Origin of the sequence: Serratia proteamaculans (assembly GCF_004684015.1) — a bacterium.
Classification (GTDB): Bacteria; Pseudomonadota; Gammaproteobacteria; order Enterobacterales; family Enterobacteriaceae; genus Serratia; species Serratia proteamaculans_F.
The window spans coordinates 443956-464750 of sequence record NZ_SRIA01000019.1; the positions used below are offsets into that span (position 1 = coordinate 443956).

General features: G+C 55.3%; 20 protein-coding genes. 8 read left to right on the top strand and 12 right to left on the bottom strand.

The window, feature by feature from the left end; translation table 11 throughout:
• Nucleotides 1-36 precede the first annotated feature (36 nt).
• On the bottom strand, nt 37-501 hold the full coding sequence (locus E5C26_RS17755; protein WP_135317481.1) for a DUF2919 domain-containing protein: 465 nt from the start codon (nt 499-501) through the stop codon (nt 37-39).
• A 175-nt stretch (nt 502-676) separates the two neighbouring features.
• Between E5C26_RS17755 and E5C26_RS17760 the strand changes: the two genes are divergently transcribed.
• Nucleotides 677-1075 carry a YgiW/YdeI family stress tolerance OB fold protein gene (locus tag E5C26_RS17760; RefSeq protein WP_135317482.1) on the top strand — a complete coding sequence of 133 codons (399 nt, stop codon included), beginning with the start codon at nt 677-679 and terminating at the stop codon, nt 1073-1075.
• 43 nt (nt 1076-1118) lie between these two features.
• On the opposite strand, the gene E5C26_RS17765 is transcribed toward E5C26_RS17760, so the two are convergent.
• Entirely contained in the window at nt 1119-1544 is a 426-nt protein-coding gene (locus E5C26_RS17765; RefSeq protein ID WP_061808110.1) for a GNAT family acetyltransferase, read from the bottom strand.
• Between the two features lie 205 nt (nt 1545-1749).
• On the opposite strand from E5C26_RS17765, the gene amiA reads away from it, so the two are divergent.
• The 3 genes from amiA (at nt 1750) to E5C26_RS17780 (ending at nt 4094) form a co-directional block, all read left to right on the top strand.
• On the top strand, nt 1750-2649 hold the full coding sequence (gene amiA / locus E5C26_RS17770; protein ID WP_135317483.1) for an N-acetylmuramoyl-L-alanine amidase AmiA: 900 nt from the start codon (nt 1750-1752) through the stop codon (nt 2647-2649).
• A 69-nt stretch (nt 2650-2718) separates the two neighbouring features.
• Entirely contained in the window at nt 2719-3639 is a 921-nt protein-coding gene (gene hemF / locus E5C26_RS17775; RefSeq protein ID WP_135317484.1) for an oxygen-dependent coproporphyrinogen oxidase, read from the top strand.
• Complete coding sequence (locus E5C26_RS17780; protein WP_135317712.1) at nt 3639-4094, top strand: YaiI/YqxD family protein; 456 nt, start codon at nt 3639-3641, stop codon at nt 4092-4094. Before hemF ends, E5C26_RS17780 begins: the two co-directional genes overlap by 1 nt.
• Before the next feature lie 17 nt (nt 4095-4111).
• Here E5C26_RS17780 and E5C26_RS17785 read toward each other — a convergent pair whose 3' ends face one another.
• The 4 genes from E5C26_RS17785 to E5C26_RS17800 all read right to left on the bottom strand — a co-directional run bounded on the left by E5C26_RS17785 (nt 4112) and on the right by E5C26_RS17800 (nt 10442).
• On the bottom strand, nt 4112-6355 hold the full coding sequence (locus E5C26_RS17785) for a TonB-dependent receptor domain-containing protein (protein ID WP_135317485.1): 2244 nt from the start codon (nt 6353-6355) through the stop codon (nt 4112-4114).
• Between the two features lie 131 nt (nt 6356-6486).
• Nucleotides 6487-8610, bottom strand: coding sequence for a S9 family peptidase (locus E5C26_RS17790; protein WP_135317486.1), 2124 nt, complete (start codon nt 8608-8610; stop codon nt 6487-6489).
• Nucleotides 8611-8687: 77 nt separating this feature from the next.
• Complete coding sequence (locus tag E5C26_RS17795; protein ID WP_135317487.1) at nt 8688-9488, bottom strand: TonB family protein; 801 nt, start codon at nt 9486-9488, stop codon at nt 8688-8690.
• A gap of 102 nt (nt 9489-9590) precedes the next feature.
• Nucleotides 9591-10442: a ChaN family lipoprotein gene (locus E5C26_RS17800; protein WP_135317488.1), complete on the bottom strand. Its 852-nt coding sequence runs from the start codon at nt 10440-10442 to the stop codon at nt 9591-9593.
• Between the two features lie 194 nt (nt 10443-10636).
• Between E5C26_RS17800 and mmuP the strand changes: the two genes are divergently transcribed.
• Nucleotides 10637-12046 (top strand): S-methylmethionine permease, encoded by a 1410-nt coding sequence (mmuP, locus tag E5C26_RS17805; RefSeq protein ID WP_012146182.1) that lies wholly within the window; start codon nt 10637-10639, stop codon nt 12044-12046.
• A complete protein-coding gene (mmuM, locus tag E5C26_RS17810) occupies nt 12036-12974 on the top strand; it encodes a homocysteine S-methyltransferase (RefSeq protein ID WP_135317489.1) in 939 nt (312 codons plus the stop codon). The genes mmuP and mmuM overlap by 11 nt, the downstream gene beginning before the upstream one ends.
• Nucleotides 12975-13022: 48 nt before the next feature.
• Here the strand turns inward: mmuM and maeB are convergent, their stop codons facing one another.
• The 5 genes from maeB to E5C26_RS17835 form a co-directional block, all read right to left on the bottom strand.
• Nucleotides 13023-15302: an NADP-dependent oxaloacetate-decarboxylating malate dehydrogenase gene (gene maeB, locus E5C26_RS17815; RefSeq protein ID WP_135317490.1), complete on the bottom strand. Its 2280-nt coding sequence runs from the start codon at nt 15300-15302 to the stop codon at nt 13023-13025.
• 308 nt (nt 15303-15610) lie between these two features.
• On the bottom strand, nt 15611-15784 hold the full coding sequence (gene lysC, locus E5C26_RS17820) for an Rz1-like lysis system protein LysC (RefSeq protein ID WP_167796669.1): 174 nt from the start codon (nt 15782-15784) through the stop codon (nt 15611-15613).
• Complete coding sequence (locus tag E5C26_RS17825) at nt 15765-16148, bottom strand: DUF2570 family protein (RefSeq protein ID WP_135317492.1); 384 nt, start codon at nt 16146-16148, stop codon at nt 15765-15767. Before E5C26_RS17825 ends, lysC begins: the two co-directional genes overlap by 20 nt.
• On the bottom strand, nt 16145-16546 hold the full coding sequence (locus E5C26_RS17830; protein ID WP_135317493.1) for a M15 family metallopeptidase: 402 nt from the start codon (nt 16544-16546) through the stop codon (nt 16145-16147). The genes E5C26_RS17825 and E5C26_RS17830 overlap by 4 nt, the downstream gene beginning before the upstream one ends.
• A complete protein-coding gene (locus E5C26_RS17835; protein ID WP_135317494.1) occupies nt 16536-16862 on the bottom strand; it encodes a phage holin, lambda family in 327 nt (108 codons plus the stop codon). The genes E5C26_RS17830 and E5C26_RS17835 overlap by 11 nt, the downstream gene beginning before the upstream one ends.
• Before the next feature lie 296 nt (nt 16863-17158).
• On the opposite strand from E5C26_RS17835, the gene E5C26_RS17840 reads away from it, so the two are divergent.
• Nucleotides 17159-18658: a glycosyl hydrolase family 18 protein gene (locus tag E5C26_RS17840; RefSeq protein WP_135317495.1), complete on the top strand. Its 1500-nt coding sequence runs from the start codon at nt 17159-17161 to the stop codon at nt 18656-18658.
• 97 nt (nt 18659-18755) lie between these two features.
• Here E5C26_RS17840 and E5C26_RS17845 read toward each other — a convergent pair whose 3' ends face one another.
• Nucleotides 18756-19697: a LysR family transcriptional regulator gene (locus tag E5C26_RS17845; RefSeq protein WP_135317496.1), complete on the bottom strand. Its 942-nt coding sequence runs from the start codon at nt 19695-19697 to the stop codon at nt 18756-18758.
• A gap of 405 nt (nt 19698-20102) precedes the next feature.
• On the opposite strand from E5C26_RS17845, the gene E5C26_RS17850 reads away from it, so the two are divergent.
• Nucleotides 20103-20696, top strand: coding sequence for a lytic polysaccharide monooxygenase (locus E5C26_RS17850; RefSeq protein WP_012146190.1), 594 nt, complete (start codon nt 20103-20105; stop codon nt 20694-20696).
• Nucleotides 20697-20795 lie beyond the last annotated feature (99 nt).

Here is a 20795-nt window from a genome sequence, read left to right on the forward strand (position 1 = left end):
TGCAGAAAATAGGAAAAGTGCCGCCGCAGGCGCTAATTACCCGGCTTCGTTCTGTACGGTAAAACAGGCTTTCAACCGCGGGTTCAGCAACAAATAGGCCAGGGCCAATGCATCAAGCAGTATCAGGACAGCATCCAGCGGTGGCTGATTGTCGGCCTGTTGCCACAGGTTGAACACCGAACCGCCCAGTGCCGCCAGTAGCGAGAGGCAAAGCACCCAACGCCAGGCACGCCACAATCGCGGCCATTGGTGACGCCGTGGAGCCAACAGAAATGCCAGCGCCGCCGGCAGCCCCAGCATGATGCCGTACCAGAACCTTTGGGTGTCAGGGTAAAACAGCTGCAGCAGCCCTTCTCCCTGCTGGCGTGAAGCACCGGCCATCACGAACAAAATCCAGGTCCGGGCCTGTAAAACCAGCACGCCCCAAAACCACAGCGGCAAACGCAGCGCGCCATGATGATCATAATCGTCGGGGGAAAAATGGTGTGGGAGTGGCTTCAACGTCGGTTCCTTGCCAATTGCATTATTATTACTCCTTCAAATGGGAGTCCTGTTTAGCGTTTTCAATGTGCTCGCTTAAGAACCCCTTAAGATTTTCATGCTTTACTTAACTCCATCAAACCAGCAGTCCTGATTGGCAGGGCTTTGACTCTCGATTGAGATAAGGAAGCTTCAAATGAAAAAATATACCCTGGCCGCATTAATCGCTCTGTGCAGCGCACCGGTTCTGGCACAGCAAGGCGGGTTCCTCGATCCAGCCGCGCCGCAGACACAAACGCAAAATACCCAGCAGGGCGGCTTCTCCGGCCCAAGCGCGGCGCTGACCACGGTAGACAAGGTGAAGTCGATGAGCGATGACACCTGGGTGATGCTGCAGGGCAATATTTTGCAGCGCGTCGGTGACGACACCTATACCTTCCGCGACGCCAGCGGCACCCTGACGGTGGAGATCGACAAAAAACGCTGGAACGGCCAGACCATCACCCCGAAAGATAAAGTGCAGTTGGAAGGGAAAGTGGATAAAGACTGGAGCAGTGTGGAAGTGGATGTGAAGAACATCAAAAAACTGCCTTAACACGCAGCAACGGGCGGTGAAATTTCACCGCCCGAATGACCACTCAATATTCCTGATCTTCGATCAGTCGTTTGCCCAGGTTGGTCACGTTCTGGATCTCGTAACCGAGTTTTTCGTACATCTCGATCACCGTGTCGTTGTCTTCACGCACCACCAGCTGGATCTTCGGACATCCACGCGCGATCAGCTTCTTCTCCAGACGGTTAATTAACGCATTGGCAATACCGCGCCCGCGATAATCCGGATGTACCCCCAAATAATACGCCGAACCGCGATGGCCATCGTAACCGCCCATCACTGAGCCCACGACTTCTCCGCCCACTTCGGCGACCAGAAACAGGTCCGGATCGTGATTCAGTTTACGTTCAATATCCATCTCAGGATCGTTCCACGGTCGCAGCAGATCGCAGCGCTCCCACAGGGTAATGACTTCTTCAAAGTCGTCTTGTCGAAATACGCGAATTTCCATCGATGTTCGCCGCTGTTAATTAAGATGTTTATCTGATTATCGCGTGATTATTCACTTACGCAATATCAAACTGCGATTTACCCCAGCAATTATCCAGAAATAGTCGGTAACCCGCGTAATAAATGGACATAGTTATCAGGTCGATTAATGATTATCAATACGATATAACGTCGCAAAATAGAATTTGTCGATGGAGCGTAGCATTATGAAAAAGCAGGTTAAACAATTCCTCAATTTTAAGCCGCTCTCCGTTTCCCCCACGCGACGTCAATTACTGCTCTCCGGCCTGGCGTTGGTACTGCTCGGCAGCAAAAGCCAAAGCGCCGAAGCCGAGTCCGGTGGCATGCTGCGCAACCAACATCCCAAACCGACAAGCAAGCCGGCACCCAAACCGTCCGGCAGCAAAAGGCTGGTGATGATCGACCCTGGTCACGGCGGTATCGACTCCGGCGCGGTCGGCAGCGAAGGCTCACAGGAAAAGCACGTCGTGTTGGAGATTGCCAACCACGTCCGTCGCATCCTGCACGAACAGGAACACGTCGAAGTCCGTCTGACGCGGGAAGAAGACGAATTTATCCCCTTGTTCCAACGGGTGGAGATTGCCCACCAGCATCAGGCCGACCTGTTTATCTCCATTCACGCCGACGGTTTTACCAGCCCGGAAGCCTCGGGCGCTTCGGTGTTTGCCCTGTCCAATCGCGGTGCCAGCAGCGCCATGGCGCGTTACCTGTCCAACCGTGAAAATGCCGCCGATGACGTGGCCGGTGGCAAGTACAAAAACCAAGACAACTATCTGCAACAGGTGCTGTTTGATCTGGTGCAGACCGATACCATCAACAACAGCCTGACGCTCGGTCGCCACGTGCTCGGCCAGATCCGTCCGGTACACCACCTGCACAGCAACAGTACGGAACAGGCGGCATTTGCGGTGCTGAAATCCCCGTCTATCCCGTCGGTGCTGGTCGAAACCTCGTTCATTACCAACCCGGCAGAAGAGCGCCTGCTCGGCACCACCGCGTTCCGCGAGAAAATCGCCCGCGCCATTGCCGATGGGGTGATCAGTTTCTTCAGCTATTACGATACGCACCAACGAAAACCCGGCTGATACTGCCAGCCGCGGTGAATAAAGGTATACTCTGCGCCTTGTTCAGTCAGACGCTGTGAATTATTCCGTATGAGTTTATCGACCATCGCAGAAGTAAAATCCTTCCTGCTGGCGCTGCAGGACCGCATCTGCAGCCAGTTGGCCCAGGCCGACGGCAGCGCCGTTTTCAACGAAGACCGCTGGACGCGTGAAGAAGGCGGCGGTGGCCGCAGCCGGGTGTTGACCGACGGTGCGGTGTTCGAACAGGCGGGCGTCAACTTTTCACACGTCTCCGGCGCTACCCTGCCCGCTTCCGCTAGCGCGCATCGCCCCGAACTGGCCGGACGCAGCTTCCAGGCGATGGGCGTCTCGCTGGTGATCCATCCGCGCAGCCCCTACATTCCTACCAGCCACGCCAACGTGCGCTTTTTCATTGCGGAAAAACCGGGTGAAGAACCGGTGTGGTGGTTTGGCGGGGGCTTTGACCTGACGCCGTTTTATGGCTTCGAAGAAGACGCCGTTCACTGGCACCGCACCGCCGAGCGGCTGTGCGCGCCCTTCGGTGAGCAGGTTTATCCCAAATACAAAAAGTGGTGCGACGACTATTTCTTTATCAAGCACCGCAACGAGGCTCGCGGCATCGGGGGCCTGTTCTTTGATGACCTGAACACCCCGGACTTCGCCACCTGCTTCGCCTTTACCCAGGCGGTGGGCGAAGGCTTCCTGGATGCTTACCTGCCGATCGTAGAGAAACGCAAAACACTGAGCTGGGGCGATCACGAGCGCCAGTTCCAGCTGTATCGCCGTGGCCGTTACGTGGAATTCAATTTGGTCTGGGACCGGGGCACGCTGTTCGGCCTGCAAACCGGCGGTCGTACCGAATCCATCCTGATGTCGATGCCGCCGCTGGTGCGCTGGGAATACAATTATCAACCGGCGGAAGACAGTCCGGAAGCGGCGCTGTACCGTGATTTCCTGCCGGTACGCGATTGGCTGAAGGAGCCGGAATGATGCAGATTTGGGTTGATGCGGACGCCTGTCCCAACGTAATCAAAGAAGTGCTGTTTCGGGCGGCAGAGCGCACCGCGATGTCGGTGACGCTGGTAGCGAACCAGCCGCTGAGAACGCCGCCGTCAAAACACATCCACACCCTGCAGGTAGCGGCCGGTTTTGACGTGGCGGATAACGAAATCGTGCGCCGCTGTGAGAAAGGCGATCTGGTGATCACCGCCGATATCCCGCTGGCAGCAGAAGTGATAGATAAAGGGGCGGTGGCGCTGAATCCACGCGGTGAACGTTACACCCCGGACACCATTCGTGAGCGCCTGAACATGCGTGACTTTATGGACACTTTGCGCTCCAGCGGCATCCAGACCGGCGGCCCGAATACGCTGAATCAGCGTGACCGTCAGCAGTTCGCCAACGAGCTGGACAAGTGGTTGCAGCAGGCAAAACGGGCGCAGTAATTGCGCCCGCATTTCGCTTAGAATCGCACCTCGCCGCCGAAGATATAGGTTCGGCCGCGGGCGGTGTTGGTCGGTGAGAAATCCTGAGACTGTGACGGCATGGCGTTCATCTTGTTCAATGCATCGGAATAGTCTTTGTTCATCAGGTTCTGCACGCTGAATTTCAACAGCAGATTGCGGTTGAATTGATAGGTACTGTACAGATCGATAACGGTCGGAATATGCGGCGCAGGCTCTTTCAGCACTTGCTCGTTCTCGTCGCGCTCCGAACTTGGCGAAAGGCGAACCGCCTTGCCGGTGTATTTCACCAGCCCGCCCAGCGTCAATTTCTCATCCAGCAAACGCACACCCGTATCCAGCGTGAAGTACAACTCCGGTAACTCGCTAATGTCACCGGCACCGAACTCATTGCTGGCCTGATTGGTCGGCTGGCTGGTGTGCTCCTTGCTCAAAGACAGCTTGCTGTAGGCAAAACCGGCATCGTACATTGCCTCTACTTCCACCCCACGCGACCTGACTGGCTCGTAAGAGTTGCTGTACATGGTCATTAAGACATTCACATCGGCGTTATCCCACTCTTCCTGAGTCGCCTGGGAACGATTGCATTTCTGACGGTTACTGCACACCATGTAAGTCTGACTGGAAATGTAGTTTTTGATTTTAGACTCAAAATACACCGCCTTGAGCTGGAAACTGTCCTGTTTAAACAGCAGGTCATGCGCATTGGCGTTAAAACCCGCCTGATAGGTTTCTGCCGTTTCCCCCTTAAGGAAAGGGTTCATCGACTGCCCGCCGCTGTTGGCGAAGAACACTTCCTGAATATTCGGCCCACGCATCGATTTGTTGTAGCTGACGAACGGCTGCAGCCACGGTGTTACCTGTGCGGACAACATCACCGCCGGGTTAAAGCCGTGCTCTTTCAAATTGATGTTGCTGGCCCCCTGCGGGAAACATTGCACCCGATCGTCACAGGCCGGTTTATAGCCGGAGATATCATAGGCGCTGTAGTTCAGGTCAAAGTTACCCTGCCAGATGCCGTAATTAAGCTGCAGCCCGCTGTAAAGGCTGGCAATGTTTTGTTTGCCTGCAATACCCACCGGCGAGCTTTCCGCCTGCCCCTCATCTGTCACCAGCCCGGAAGCGCGCTTCTTGTATTCATTGCGGATCAGTTTGCCGCCGTAGCTAAAGGCAAAATCGACCTCCTGCAGGCTGAAACGGCTGGTATTGTTCACATCCAGCGCGTCGGAGATATTTTTTGCGGTGCTGTCGCTGAATCCCGCCATATTATCGGACATAAACTGCTGTTCGCCCCGGCTAGTGCTGGCGGTCAGATTAAAATCAATCAGCTCTGAAAACGGGGCGTAATGATATTTAATATAAAAGTCATTGCTGTCGATATGGCGGCGGGTGATCTTGTTCTGATAAGTTCGGGCCGACAGTTCAATGCTATTGAACGCATCCGGTTTAATATCCACTTTAAATAACTGAGATTTGGGATTCTGGCGATAAGTTTTATCGACATTAAACTCTTCACTGTCAAACCCTGCGCCATTCTTATAATTAGAGGTGATCGAACTGCCGCTGATAGCGGCCATGGCACCGAGGCTACCACCGTCGCCGAATGCATCCGTTTTCCCCCCCACTGCGATCATACCGCTACGGCCAATACCGTTATTGCCAACGGAAAACTTGGTGCGCACGCCAAAAGGGTTATCCGAAAACACCACGTCATCCACGCCAATGGTGCGGAAGTTAGCGCTGCCTGCCAATGCATTAACACCGGCGGAACCCGTCGCATTACCGCGCGCTACGTCAACGCCGACGATAAAGTTGGGATCGATCAGCGCACCAAACTGACTGGTGGGCAAACCGCCATGCGCCGCGTCGCTCGGTGAACTGCCATAATAGTTCTGAGTAATACCATCGACCATGGTATTAACACGGCCAAAGCCGCTCATGCCGCGAATATTGACGCTGACCGAACCCTGGCCTGGATCGATCTGGGTATAGGTACCCGGCATGCTGCGCAGAATGCTGTCTACCGACTCCAGATTCTTATTTTCCCCGCGTGAGCTGAAAGCGCCGGGCTTTTCCAGCGCTTCTTTTTCACTGCTACTGTTAGCGTTTTCTGCCGCCGAAACATTCAATGGGCTGAAAACGACCTTGCCCTTTCCCTCTTCAACCCCGTTCTGCGCAGCCGTCGCCATCCCGCTCAGCGCGATTCCCGCGCCGATCAGGCTTACTATTAATTTAATTTTCATATATCCCCAGAAATTGCCAAAAAGATTTGATGGCCGACAATGCCCAGCAAAAAGCCCGCCGAAATAGACGGTAAATTAATTTTTTATAGTTTTAATAAACCGCCGGGTTTATTACCCGACGGTGATAGTGGTTATTTCTGTGTTTTCTGATCCATCGCCATAATAAAGCTGTATTCCAGCGCGTTATTTTCCAGCCGCGTCAGACGGCCCGATTTTCCGCCGTGGCCGGCCGTCATATCGGTCGCCAGCAGTAACACTGAATCGCCCTGTTTAAAACGACGCAGTTTGGCGACCCATTTGGCCGGTTCCCAATATTGCACCTGCGAATCGTACAGGCCGCTGGTGACCAGCAGGTTCGGATAGGCCTGTTTACGTATGTTGTCATACGGGCTATAGGACTTGATCAACGCATAAGCCTGCGCTTGATTCGGGTTGCCCCACTCTTCGTATTCACCGACCGTCAGCGGAATACTGTCGTCCAGCATGGTGGTCAGCACATCCACGAAAGGCACCTGTGCCACTACTGCGTTATATAACTGCGGTGCCTGATTGATTACCGCCCCCATCAGCAGCCCACCCGCACTGCCGCCCATGGCGTAAATGCGGCCCGGCTGGCCATAACCCTGTTGGATTAATGCCTGGGTGGCATCGATAAAGTCGCTGAAGGTGTTTGGCTTATGGGTCAACTTGCCCTGCTGGTACCAGTCCTGCCCCAGCTCACCGCCACCGCGCACGTGGATTAGCGCATAAACGAAACCGCGATCCAGCAAGCTAATGCGATTGGCGCTAAAGGCCGGATCCATACTCATGCCATAGGCACCATAGCCGTACACCAGTAGCGGGCTGTGCCCCGGTTTGAACATGGCTTTGTTGTAGACCAGCGAGACCGGCACCTTCACACCGTCGCGCGCGTTAATCCACACCCGCTCGCTGTGGTACAAGCTGGGATCCACCCCTTTCACTTCCTGCTGTTTCAGCAGGGTACGCACGCCTTTATCAAGATCCCATTGGTAGGTGCGGGTTGGAGTCGTCATCGCCGAATAGCCATAGCGCAGTTGCTGGTTGTCCGGATCCGGGTTATAGCCCAGCCAGGCCATATAACTGGCATCATCGAACGGAATACTGCGCTGGGTCTTGCCGTCCCAACTGATTTGTCGCAGTTGTACCAAGCCATCAGCACGTTCCTTCACCACCAGCCAGTCGCGGAACACCGTGAAACCTTCCACCTCGCGTTTTTCCTGCGGTGCTATCAGCGTCTGCCATGGCTTGCCGACTGCCGCAGTCTGGTACAGGCCAAAATGCGGGCTTTGGTGGTTGGAACGCAGGTAGAACTCACCACGATAGTGATCTAAATAATACTCGAGGCCGTTCTTGCGTGCAGCGAACAGCACCGGGGCGCTCAGCGGTTGATTAGCGTCAATCAGCCGCGCCTCGGAAGTGGTATTGCCGCTGATGGTAATAATCACGTAGTCACGCGATGAAGAACGGCTCAGACTCAGATAAAACCCGCCATCATTTTCCTGATACACCAGCTTGTCGTCCGCTACCGGCGTGCCGGTCTGATGGCGATAAACCTGATACGGCAACAGAGTCTGCGGATGGTTACGGATATAAAATAGCGTCTTGCCGTCGTTGGCCCACGCCATATCACCGGAGGTATTTTCAATCACTTCCGGCGCCCATTTCCCGCTATCTATTTCACTCAGCGAGATGCGGTACTGCCTGCGCCCTTGCAGATCTTCAGCGATCGCCATCTGCTGGTTATCCTGACTTATCTCCATCCCACCCAGACGATAATAATCCTGTCCCACCGCGCGTTGATTGGCATCCAGCAAGGTTTTCCAAGGCGCATCGGCAGTCAGGGCCTGGCGCTGATACAGAGCAAAATCTTTGCCTGCCGCATAGCTTTCCTGATAGCGATACCCGTTCAGTTGATAAGGCACCGAGCGATCTTCCGGGCTGATGCGGCCCAGCATTTCCTGATACAGCGTGTCGCGCAGTTTTTTATACGGCTGCATCATCTGCTCGGTATAACGGTTTTCCGCCGTCAGATAATTCAGCACCTTTTTATTCTGCCGGCTGTCATCTCGCAGCCAATAATAATCGTCCACCCGAGTCTCCCCCTGGGCAATTAATTGATGCGGGATAATCTCAGCGCTGGGTGCCAGCGGCTCCGCCCAGGCAGCCTGGCCCAATAAGCTCAATGAAATCACGGCATAGATGACCGTTCGGCCCGACAGAAGTGGATGTTTCATAATCCCTCACGATGGTTTGACATCAGCAGCCCTGCCCTTTGATTAGGTAAATAAAAAGCCGCTGCTCACGGAATACATTATTGGCCGGCGCTCAATGCCGCCAGATTAAAATCGATGGGCATCGTCACCAGAACCTTGCCTTGCCGCAGCATTTCGACCGGCGGTGGCGGCAGCGGCTGCGCCCGCATAACCACGGCCAACGCTTCCCGATCCAGCGAAGCAGTGCCCGACGGGGTATGCAAGGTCAGATCGAAAACCCGCCCCTGCGCATCAACAGAAAAAGACACCTGCGGCATGCCGGTCCGGCGACGACGCTGGGCATCCGCCGGGTAGCGTTTGATACGGTTTAGGGTCCCTTTCACCAGGCTCTCCCACGATAGTTTGGCCTGCTCGCTGCTAGCAGAATCGCTGTTCAGCGGCGCGGCCGTCTGCCGGGCTATGTTCAAGGCTTTCGGTGCGGCAGCGCTGGAAGCTGCGGCGCGTTTAACCTCTTTAACCTGTTCTTCCGGCTTTGGCGGGGCTTTCTGTGGCGGCCGATGTTCGGTCCGCTTTTTCTCGGCCACGCTAATTTTGGTCTTGTCGGCCCGCGCCAACCTGGGTAAATCGGGCTGCTCCTGCGGCTCGGCCGGTTGCGCTGCAGATGACTCGGCCTGTTGCACGCCCAACGGCAGCGGCTTCGGGCTTTCCGGTGCTTCAACCTGCGCCGCCCAGCTCATCATCACCGCCGGTGGTGGTAACTGCATCGGCGGCAACGATGTGGACGGCCAATAAAACAGCAGTACCAGCGCCAGATGTGCCGCTAGCGCACATAAAAATCCGCGCGCCCAGCGCGGCTGTGGCATTGAAGCGAGCGGATAAGTTAAAGCCTGAGTTAGCATAGGGATAGTAGATTACTTAATTACGAATGATTTCAGATCTCATTTGCCAATGATAATCATTTGTAATTTGTATTAACAGTTCTTTTCACAGTCTTAACCTAATCATTTAACCTCAGTGGTAACCGCTGGGGTAATCCACAGGTAATCCGCCACCAGTTTATCGACCTGTACACCGGGCTCTGCCAGCATTAACACGGTCGGCAACGCGGTCGGTTGCAGATCCTGCACGTGCAGCGGCACCCCCACCGATTTGGAAGCATGGTAGCCACCGGCAATCAGCAACGTCGGTGTCGGGGCGGCCAGTAAACGTTCGGCCATACGCCGGTCACGTTGCTGCTGGATCGCCAGCATGGCGTGCAGCTGTTGAGGTTCAATTTTCCCACCGTGTGAAGTACGGATAGTTTCTTCCAGCGCCTTCTGCACCGCTGGGCGCACCGACAGTTGGCCCTGCGGGAAACTGGGCTGCTGATAAAACGCCATAATTTCATCGCGATCCAGGTTGGCCGACCAAAGTGGGTATGGCGCGCGTATCGCTGCCATCGTCAGGTCACCGTACAGCGACCATTTCCAGCCCGGCTGCCAGTCGATCAATTCCGCCACACGGCTGTCACGCACCGCCGGATTACCTTGTAGCCACTGTTTCACCTGACTCACTTTGGCCTGTTGATTCGGGTTAATCATCTCCATCAGTACGCTGCCCTGCGGCCGCTGTTGCGGCAGGTTTTCCACCAGCCACAATTCAATCTGGTGGTGGTACGGGTTGTCATGTTTTTCCCCGACGATGACCCGTGGCTGAGCGGCCAATCGGCTCAGCAATTGCTCAGGTGACAAGCTTTCGCCGCTGCGCAAGTCGGTAATTTTCCCCAGGTTATCGGGGGTATTTTTCGGCGACGGAACCGGGGCCTGACTGCAGGCGCCCAGTGCCAGCGCGGCCAATAAAATCAAAAATCTCATGATGTTGCCCTGTGATAAAAAGTGACGACATTATAGATAATAATTATCATTTGCATATAGGCGACAACCTGTCCTGAAACACTGATAACTATATTTTTACTTTGTGGTTTCTGCTCACGCATTGATTTCATGAAATATTGCGAGTATAAACGATAGCCATTTAGCTGTTTAGACGTCTACACGGATAGAATATTATGCACTCAGCCGTTCCCGCCGAAGGGCAGTTCAAACGCACCATGAAAGCCCGACATCTGGTGATGCTGTCACTGGGCGGCGTGATTGGTACCGGGCTGTTCTTCAACACCGGCTATATCATTTCCACTACCGGTGCTCTCGGTACCCTGCTGGCCTATCTGATCGGCGCGCTGGTGGTCTATTTGGTGATGCTGTGCCTGGGCGAACTGTCGGTGGCGATGCCCGAAACCGGCGCCTTCCACGTCTACGCATCACGCTATCTTGGCCCGGCCACCGGTTACACCGTCGCCTGGCTGTACTGGCTGACCTGGACGGTAGCACTGGGCTCCAGCCTGACCGCCGCCGGTTTCTGCATGCAATATTGGTTCCCGCAATCGCCGGTGTGGCTGTGGTGTTTGATCTTCTGCGCGGCGATTTTCCTGCTTAACGTGGTCACCACCCGCTTCTTTGCCGAGAGCGAGTTCTGGTTCTCGTTGATCAAGGTCGTGACCATTCTGGCGTTTATCATCCTCGGCGGTGCGGCGATGTTCGGCCTGCTGCCGATGAAAGACGGCACGCCAGCGCCCTTCCTGCATAACCTGACTGCCTCCGGCTGGCTGCCAAACGGCACACTGCCGATCCTGATGACCATGGTGGCCGTGAATTTCGCGTTCTCCGGCACTGAGCTTATCGGCATTGCCGCCGGCGAAACCGAGAATCCGGAAAAGGTGGTGCCCTGGGCGATACGGACCACGGTGATCCGCCTGATGCTGTTCTTTATCGGTACGGTATTTATTCTGGCCGCGTTGATCCCGATGGATCAGGCCGGGATTGTCAAAAGCCCGTTTGTGTTGGTGTTTGAACGCATCGGCGTGCCCTATGCCGCCGATATCTTTAATTTCGTGATCCTCACCGCCATCCTGTCGGCGGCCAACTCGGGCCTGTACGCTTCGGGGCGCATGCTGTGGTCGCTGGCTAACCAGCGTACCCTGCCGGCCTATTTCTCCCGCGTGAATAAACGCGGCATCCCGATCAACGCGCTAACCTTCAGCATGCTCGGCGGTGTACTGGCATTGCTGACCAGCGTGATCGCCCCGGACACGGTGTTCGTGGCGCTGTCAGCGATTTCCGGCTTTGCGGTGGTGGTGGTCTGGTTGAGTATCTGTGCCTCGCATTTCGCTTTCCGCCGTCATTATGTCCGCAGCGGCCAGCCCATCTCCGGCCTGAAATACCGTGCGCCGGGTTACCCGCTAACGCCGATCGTCGGTTTCACCCTGTGCCTGCTGGCCTGTGTCGGGCTGGCGTTCGATCCAGAGCAACGCATCGCGCTTTACTGCGGGCTGCCTTTTGTCGCCCTGTGCTACATCGCCTATTATCTGACCCGCCGTGCCGGGCAAAAAACCTCTCTGGGAGAAAATCATGTCGGTTAACAACCCTGTCGCCACACTTTTGAGCGCCCAGCCTACGCTGATTTTAGACGGCGCATTGGCTACCGAACTGGAAGCCCGCGGCTGTGATTTGGGCGACCCGTTGTGGTCGGCGAAAGTGCTGATTGAAAACCCTGAGCTGATTTATCAGGTGCATCTCGACTATTTCAACGCCGGGGCGCAGTGCGCCATCACCGCCAGTTATCAGGCCACGCCACAAGGCTTTTTGCGCCGGGGCCTGAGTCAAGCGCAGTCACTGGCGCTGATTGCCAAAAGCGTGCAACTGGCGCAGCAGGCACGCCGCGACTATCTGGCGCAGCACCCGCAAGCTGCTCCCTTGTTGGTTGCCGGCTCGGTGGGGCCGTATGGCGCTTATCTGGCCGACGGATCTGAATATCGCGGCGATTACTCACTGCCGCAGGAAGAGATGATCGCCTTCCACCGCCCGCGTATCCAGGCGTTAGCCGAAGCCGGGGTGGATTTACTGGCTTGCGAAACCCTGCCGTCCTTCAGCGAACTGCAGGCGTTGCTGACGTTGTTGGAAGAGTTCCCCACCCTGGGTGCCTGGTTCGCTTTCACCCTGCGCGACAGTCAACACCTCAGCGACGGGACACCGCTGACCGAGGTCATGGCTCTGCTGCACGCCAATCCCCAGGTGCTGGCGATAGGCATTAACTGCATTGCGCTGGAAAATGTGGCCCCGGCGCTGCAACAGTTTGCCGCACTGGCTGACAAGCCGCTGCTGGTCTATCCGAACTCGGGTGAACACTACGACGCGGTAAGCAAAACCTGGCATGCCTGTGGTGGCGCACACGGCAGTCTGCTTGATCAAATTGGCGAATGGCAACGCATCGGCGCCCGGCTGATTGGTGGCTGTTGCCGCACGACACCGCAGGATATCCGCCAGATCGCCGCACGCTGCAAGGCATAAAAAAAGCCTCCGGCGCCGAAACGCAGGAGGCTGGTAGTCACTCAAGGCTTATAACGGCGTGGTCTGCGCTTCTACCACGGCCAGCGCGACCATGTTGACGATGCGGCGTACCGAGGCGATTGGCGTCAGGATGTGTACCGGTTTCGATACCCCCATCAGCACCGGCCCGACGGTAACCCCTTCGGAAGAGGATACGCGCAACAGGTTGTAGCTGATGCGTGCCGCTTCCATATTCGGCATGATCAACACGTTGGCCGAGCCTTTCAACGGACTGTCCGGCATCAGATCATTACGGATGCTTTCCACCAGCGCGGCGTCACCGTGCATCTCACCGTCAATCTCCAGCTCCGGCGCCATCTTGTTCACCAGCTCCAGCGTTTTACGCATCTTGCAAGCCGCCGGGTTATCGGAAGAACCAAAGCTGGAATGGGACAATAGCGCGACCTTCGGCTCGATACCGAAACGACGCACGGTTTCCGCCGCCATCAGGGTGATTTCCGCCAGTTGCTCCGGCGTCGGATCGTCATTGACATAGGTGTCGGCAATAAAGGTGTTGCCGCTTGGCAGCAGCAGCGCATTCATCGCCCCGGCGACGTGTGCCCCTTCGCGGAAGCCGAACACTTTCTCGACCACGTCGTAATGCTCGTGATAGCTACCGATGGTGCCGCAGATCATCGCATCCGCCTCGCCGCGATGCAGCATGATCGCCGCAATCAGCGTTGGGTTACCAATCACCGCACGCCGTGCCTGTTCCTGCGATACGCCGCGACGCTTCATGATCTGGTAATATTCGCCCCAGTATTCGTTGAAACGCGGGTCGGACTCGTTGTTCACCACTTCAAAGTCTTTACCCGGCGTCAGTTGCAGGCCAAGTTTTTTCAGCCGCATTTCAATCACGCTCGGACGACCGACCAGGATCGGATAAGCCAACCCCTGCGACACCATTTCCTGAGTCGCATGCAGCACCCTTTCCTCTTCCCCTTCCGCCATCACCACGCGCTTCATCTCTTTTTTAGCCTGGGCGAAGATAGGTTTCATGAACAGGTTGGTTTTGTAGACAAACTCGGACAGTTTTTCGACGTAGGCGTCAAAGTCTTCGATCGGACGCGTCGCCACGCCGGACTCCATCGCCGCCTTGGCGACCGCCGGAGCGATTTTAACAATCAGGCGCGGGTCGAAAGGTTTTGGAATGATGTATTCAGGGCCAAATGACAGGTCCTGATCGCCATAGGCCGAAGCCACCACGTCGCTCTGCTCCGCCAATGCCAGATCGGCAATTGCGTGCACGCAGGCCAGTTTCATCTCTTCGTTGATGGTGGTGGCACCCACGTCCAGCGCGCCGCGGAAGATGAACGGGAAGCAAAGAACGTTGTTCACCTGGTTCGGGTAGTCGGAACGGCCGGTACAGATAATGGCGTCCGGACGCACGGCTTTCGCCAGCGGCGGCAGGATCTCCGGTTCCGGGTTGGCCAGCGCCATGATCAATGGATCCCTGGCCATGGTTTTCACCATGTCCTGGGTCAATACGCCCGGGCCGGAGCAGCCGAGGAAGATATCGGCATCCGGGATAGCATCCCCCAGCGTCCGCTGGCCGTTGTCTTCAATGGCGTAGGCCGCCTTGGTCTGCTCCATGTTGGCGTCGCGCCCTTTGAAGATCACCCCTTTGGAGTCGCAGACGGTAATGTTCTGCTGACGCAGCCCCAGCGCCACCAACAGGTTCAAACAGGCAATCGACGCGGCGCCGGCACCGGAAACCACCAGTCGCACGTCGGAAATATTCTTTTTCACTACCCGCAGGCCGTTCAGCACTGCAGCGGTGGTGATAATGGCGGTGCCGTGCTGATCGTCATGGAACACCGGGATCTTCATGCGCTCACGCAGTTTCTGCTCGATGTAGAAACACTCCGGCGCTTTGATGTCTTCCAGGTTGATGCCGCCAAAGGTCGGCTCCAGCGCAGCGATGATGTCGATCAGCTTGTCAGGGTTTAGCTCATCGACTTCGATATCAAACACGTCGATACCGGAAAATTTCTTGAACAGCACGCCTTTCCCTTCCATTACCGGCTTACCGGCCAAGGCACCGATATTACCCAGCCCTAAAACCGCCGTACCGTTGGAAATCACCGCCACCAGGTTGCCGCGTGCGGTGTATTTGTAGGCCGCGAGAGGATCGGCCGCAATTTCCAGGCAAGGGGCAGCAACGCCCGGCGAGTAGGCCAGCGCCAGGTCGCGTTGCGTTGCCAGCGGTTTGGTTGGAGATACCTGGATCTTCCCTGGGGTCGGATACTGGTGAAAATCAAGCGCACTCTGTTTGAGCTGTTCGTCCATTATGGGTTCCTATGCTTTTTGCTTTTATGTTGAGGTAAGACTTGTAAGGCTAGACCAGTATAGTGAGAGAAACGTCACAAACTTTGAACCGGGCCATAACCTTGATCGAAATAGTTTTTTAAAAGTAAAAAAAGAAGTACCACAGGACGGAAAAGAAAAACACTGCCGTCAGTGCGACGGCTGCCAGGCAAAAACAATGCTCGTTATTAGGGAGAGCGTGCCGAAGGGGTCGTAGCGGCCTTGGCCGCCGGAGCGCCCCTCGGTGCGCTAGGCCCGGGTATCTCAGGCTTAACATCAAACTCATTTCGTCAGTGCGACGGCAGTTGGGCTCGCCAGGCATTGAGCGTCGTCACCCGGCCTGCGCAAATTTGTAACGAGGTTTGTAGTGCCAGCGTATAACTCAGCGCATCGCCCCAGGTGTTACCCAGCAGCTGCGGCTGCTCGCACGGGGTAAACACCGACTCAGGGGGCAACAGCACCACCGGTGCTGCCGCCTCCGGCGGTTGGGCGCAGGAGCTCAATAACAGCGCCAGGCATAGGCTGCCCAGCACAGGCGTCATTTTTAATCGCATCACGGTATTTCCTCTGGTAAACGTCGCTTTGCTGGCGCAACTGCTGTTCCTGCTGCTGTTGAGCCGCCATCAGCGCCCGGTTCTGTGCATCCTGGGTTTGCAGCGTGGCAATCAACCCTGCCTGCTGCGCCAGAGTCTTTTGCTGTTCGCTCGCCTGCTGTCGCGCCAGATCCAGCCGGTGCGACAACAGCGAGCTATAAGCGGCCAGGCAGATGGCGGCCAACAGCAGCAGCAACAATCCCCCCTGCGCCAACCGGCTTATCCAGGCGCTCATGCCGGGTAATCCCTGAAGGAAAGCTGGAAGTGTGGCCCGTCCTTCAGCGTTTTCCATTCGCCTCCCCACTCAACGTTAACCGCGCATTCGCGTGCCGCACGGCGCACCGCTACCGCGATTTGCGCGTAATAGTCCCATTCCCACGACACCACACCCGCCGGCATGGCCACCACGTCCACCGCGTGGCCGGTTAAATGGCGACTTTTCAGCGTCTGACTTTGGCCACCCCGCACCAGATCGCGTTGACGCGCCATGGTACGCAGCCCCTCGGTGATGGAAAACGGCACCAGCGAGTACTGCAACGCCAGCCGTATCACCCGCACCAGATCCGGATGAACCCCCACCAAATTCGCCTCACTGCGTGCGGTAAACCGAATATCTTCAATTTCATTTATCATTTTTAAGCCCCGTTTTTTTTCCTATGATTTTTTTAATTAATGCGCTGATATAATCGGTACCAAGAAAACCGATCAATACACTGGCAAGATTCGCCCACTTTAATTCCAGCCCGGCCAGCGCTAATGCATCACGCACCGTCCAGGCCAATAACGCACACATACCGGCATTTAATAGTCGGCGCCGCATGCCTACGTTTCTATAGGCACCATGCAATAACGCCATGATGCCGGCCAAAATGGCATTCATCACCGGCTGAAGATATTCACATGCTCGCTGGATAATTAAGCCAACAGCGTCTGGCTCTAAATTAGACATAGCTGAACTCCTGTTTTATTTTAATTGACTGCCAATCACGGCCGGTGGGATATCGGTACCTTCAGAATCTAGTTAAGGATGCTATAACAAAGCAAATGAATAAATACAGCCTCTAAGTTCAAATTGATTCATGCTCAGCCATGGCACAACAAGTCCTGACAAATAACGTCACCTAAGGATAAAAAATTCATCTTTACTGTGATTTATTTCGACTTCTCTTTATCAGGAAAATAAACATTAATAGCGGCGAGAGAATGGCTCTCAATAACAACAAACCTCAACCCTGGAGAAATACCATGTCCGAACGTAAAGCCGTTATTGGTTATTATTTCATTCCAACCAACCAAATTAATAACTATACCGAGTCTGATACTTCAATCGTGCCCTTCCCGGTATCCAACATCACACCGGCCAAAGCCAAACAGCTGACCCACATTAATTTCTCGTTCCTCGACATTAACAGCAATCTGGAGTGCGCCTGGGATCCCGCCACTAATGATGTCAAGGCGCGTGACGTGGTCAGCCGGTTAACCGCGCTGAAGGCACACAACCCCAGCCTGCGGATCATGTTCTCCATCGGCGGCTGGTATTACTCCAACGATCTGGGGGTTTCCCATGCCAACTACGTCAACGCGGTGAAAACCCCGGCGGCGCGGACCAAATTCGCGCAATCTTGCGTGCGCATCATGAAAGACTATGGCTTTGACGGCGTGGATATTGACTGGGAGTACCCGCAGAGCAGCGAAGTGGACGGTTTTGTCGCCGCGCTGCAGGAGATCCGTACTCTGTTGAACCAGCAAACCCTGGCTGACGGCCGTCAGACGCTGCCGTACCAGTTGACCATTGCCGGTGCCGGCGGCGCTTTCTTCCTGTCGCGTTACTACAGCAAGCTGCCGCAGATCGTCGCCTCACTCGATTACATCAACCTGATGACCTACGATCTGGCCGGCCCATGGGAAAAAATCACCAACCACCAGGCGGGACTGTTCGGCGACAGCGCCGGGCCAACCTTCTATAACGCGCTACGCGAAGCCAACCTGGGCTGGAGCTGGGAAGAACTGACCCGCGCCTTCCCAAGCCCGTTCAGCCTGACGGTCGATGCGGCAGTCCAGCAGCATCTGATGCTGGAAGGCGTGCCGAGCAACAAGATCGTCATGGGCGTGCCGTTTTATGGCCGTGCGTTCAAGGGCGTCAGCAGCAGCAATGGCGGCCAGTACAGCAGCCATAGTACGCCGGGGGAAGATCCGTTCCCGGGCACCGATTACTGGCTGGTGGGTTGCGAAGAATGTGTCCGCGACAAGGATCCGCGCATCGCCTCCTACCGCCAACTGGAGCAAATGCTATTGGGCAACTACGGCTATCAGCGCCTGTGGAACGACAAGACCAAAACCCCGTACCTGTATCACGCGGCCAACGGCCTGTTCGTTACCTATGACGACGTCGAAAGCTTCAAGTACAAGGCGAAGTACATCAAGCAGCAGCAACTGGGCGGCGTGATGTTCTGGCACCTGGGCCAGGATAACCGTAACGGTGACCTGCTGGCGTCGCTGGACCGCTATTTCAACGCGGCGGACTACGATGACAGTCAACTGGATATGGGCACCGGTCTGCGTTATACCGGCGTTGGGCCGGGTAATTTGCCAATCATGAGCGCCCCGGCCTACGTTGCCGGTACCACCTATAACCAGGGGGCGCTGGTGTCTTATCTTGGCTACGTCTGGCAGACCAAGTGGGGCTACATCACCTCCGTACCTGGCTCGGACAGCGCCTGGCTGAAAGTGGGCCGCGTGGCATAACGGCAGGTTGCCGCATTAAAAAACCCCGGGGCCAATGGCAACGGGGTTTTTACTGTATTAAAGGTTTAATTTTCGCATCCCTTCGTGGTCAATTCCCTCAGTTGTTACACCAAGGGTAACCCCCATCACGTATCACTTCGCGCCCCAGCAGGCTAAAGACGTCGCTCTTGCGCGTCAGCCGTTCGTGCCACCAGCTAAACCCGGCGCCCTTGCTGGCCGGGTGCCAGGCCAGCCAAATCATTTCGTCACCTTTTTGCATATCGACCGGTACCGTTACCAGCTCACCACTCGCCAGCTCTTTTTCTATCAGCGCCGGTGGCAGAAAGCCGTGACCAATGCCGCGCTTGAGGAGCCCCAGCTTGCTTTCGACGTCGCACACCACCAGTTGGCGCTGCAACGGCATGGTACCGTGATTGCGCTTGGGCAACTCGTGGCTGCTGTCGGCTATCACCACCACGATATCGTTCAGTCGCTGGTTTTTGTCCACCGGCTTTTTCTGCGCCGCAAAAGGGTGCGAAGGTGAAACGCACAGCACAAAATTCAGCTTGCCGAGCATCAGCGTCTTGGCCTGCACGCTGTCCGGGATTTGGCCGATGGCGATAATCAAATCCGCCCGGTTGTTCTTCAGAGCATCCCAGGTCCCATTCAGCGCTTCACGCTGTACCGCAATGTTGGCATTCGGGCTGTGCTGGATATAGTCACGGATATCCTGGGTGATAGTTTCCAGTGGAAAGAAATTATCGACGACGATGCGGATATTATTGTCGAGTTTTGGGATGTTTCTCACCCTGCTCTCAAGATCCTGCACCGCATTTAAAATCCAACTGCCTTCCTGCAGCAGGAATTCCCCTTCATCTGTCAGGGTAATCATCGGGCCATTACGATGAAAAAGTTTCACGCAGAGTTTACTTTCAATATTGGATACCCGATAGGATATCGCCGAAGGCGTTTTATGCAATGCCTCCGCCGCCATTGAGAAAGAGCCGGTACTTTTTATGGTGCTGATTATTTTAATCGCATCCAGGGATAATCTAGTCATACAAATTCCTCTTTGAAATAAAATAAGAAAAAATTGACACTAAATTCCCAAGTGGTTGGCGCGTAAAAGTCGTTCAAGTCACACAAGAGTAAGTAAAACCACAAGCAATATACTCCATATCGGAGAACGTCATCTGAAAGACTATTCATCAATCCTTTAAATAAAATTCATCATGACGCCGCTTTTTTAGACAGCAGTGTTTAAATAAATTCAACCAGGAAACGAAAGAGAATCATCATAATAATTTTAGTTAATAGCCTATAAAACATTCCAACCTGACGACCAAGACTAAGAGTAAAAATAAAACAAGCCGCCAAGAATGATGTTTTTAATTTCGTTAATAACCTCTCATTTCACCGGTGAAATAAATCCGACTTACAATACAACTTCAGTCAGGAGTGACTTATGAACAATACTTCCCGTACCCTCATGTCCCTCGGCCTGCTGAGCGCCGCACTGTTCGGCGTATCGCAACAGGCTGCCGCCCACGGCTATGTCGAAACCCCGGCCAGCCGTTCCTACCAGTGCAAACTGCAACTCAATACCCAGTGCGGTAGCGTGCAATACGAACCGCAAAGCGTTGAAGGGTTGAAAGGCTTCCCACAGGCCGGTCCGGCAGATGGGCATATCGCCAGCGCCGACAAATCCACCTTCTTCGAGCTGGATCAGCAAACCCCGACCCGCTGGAACAAAATCAACCTGCACACCGGTGCCAACTCCTTCACCTGGACGCTAACGGCTCGCCATAGCACCACCAGCTGGCGTTATTTCATTACCAAGCCGAACTGGGATGCCTCCCAGCCGTTGACCCGTGCGTCGTTTGACCTGACGCCGTTCTGCCAACAGAACGACGGCGGCGCGATCCCTGCCGCGCAAGTCACCCACCACTGCAACATACCGGCAGACCGTAGTGGTTCGCACGTGATCCTCGCCGTGTGGGATGTGGCAGATACGGCCAATGCCTTCTATCAGGCAATTGACGTTAATTTGACTAAATAATAAGGAGGGGGAATACCACAGGGTTCAGCCGGGTGCTGAACCCTTTTTTTATTGCCTGTTACCGCTTATAAGCCTGATTTTTCTCATCAAGCCCCGCTT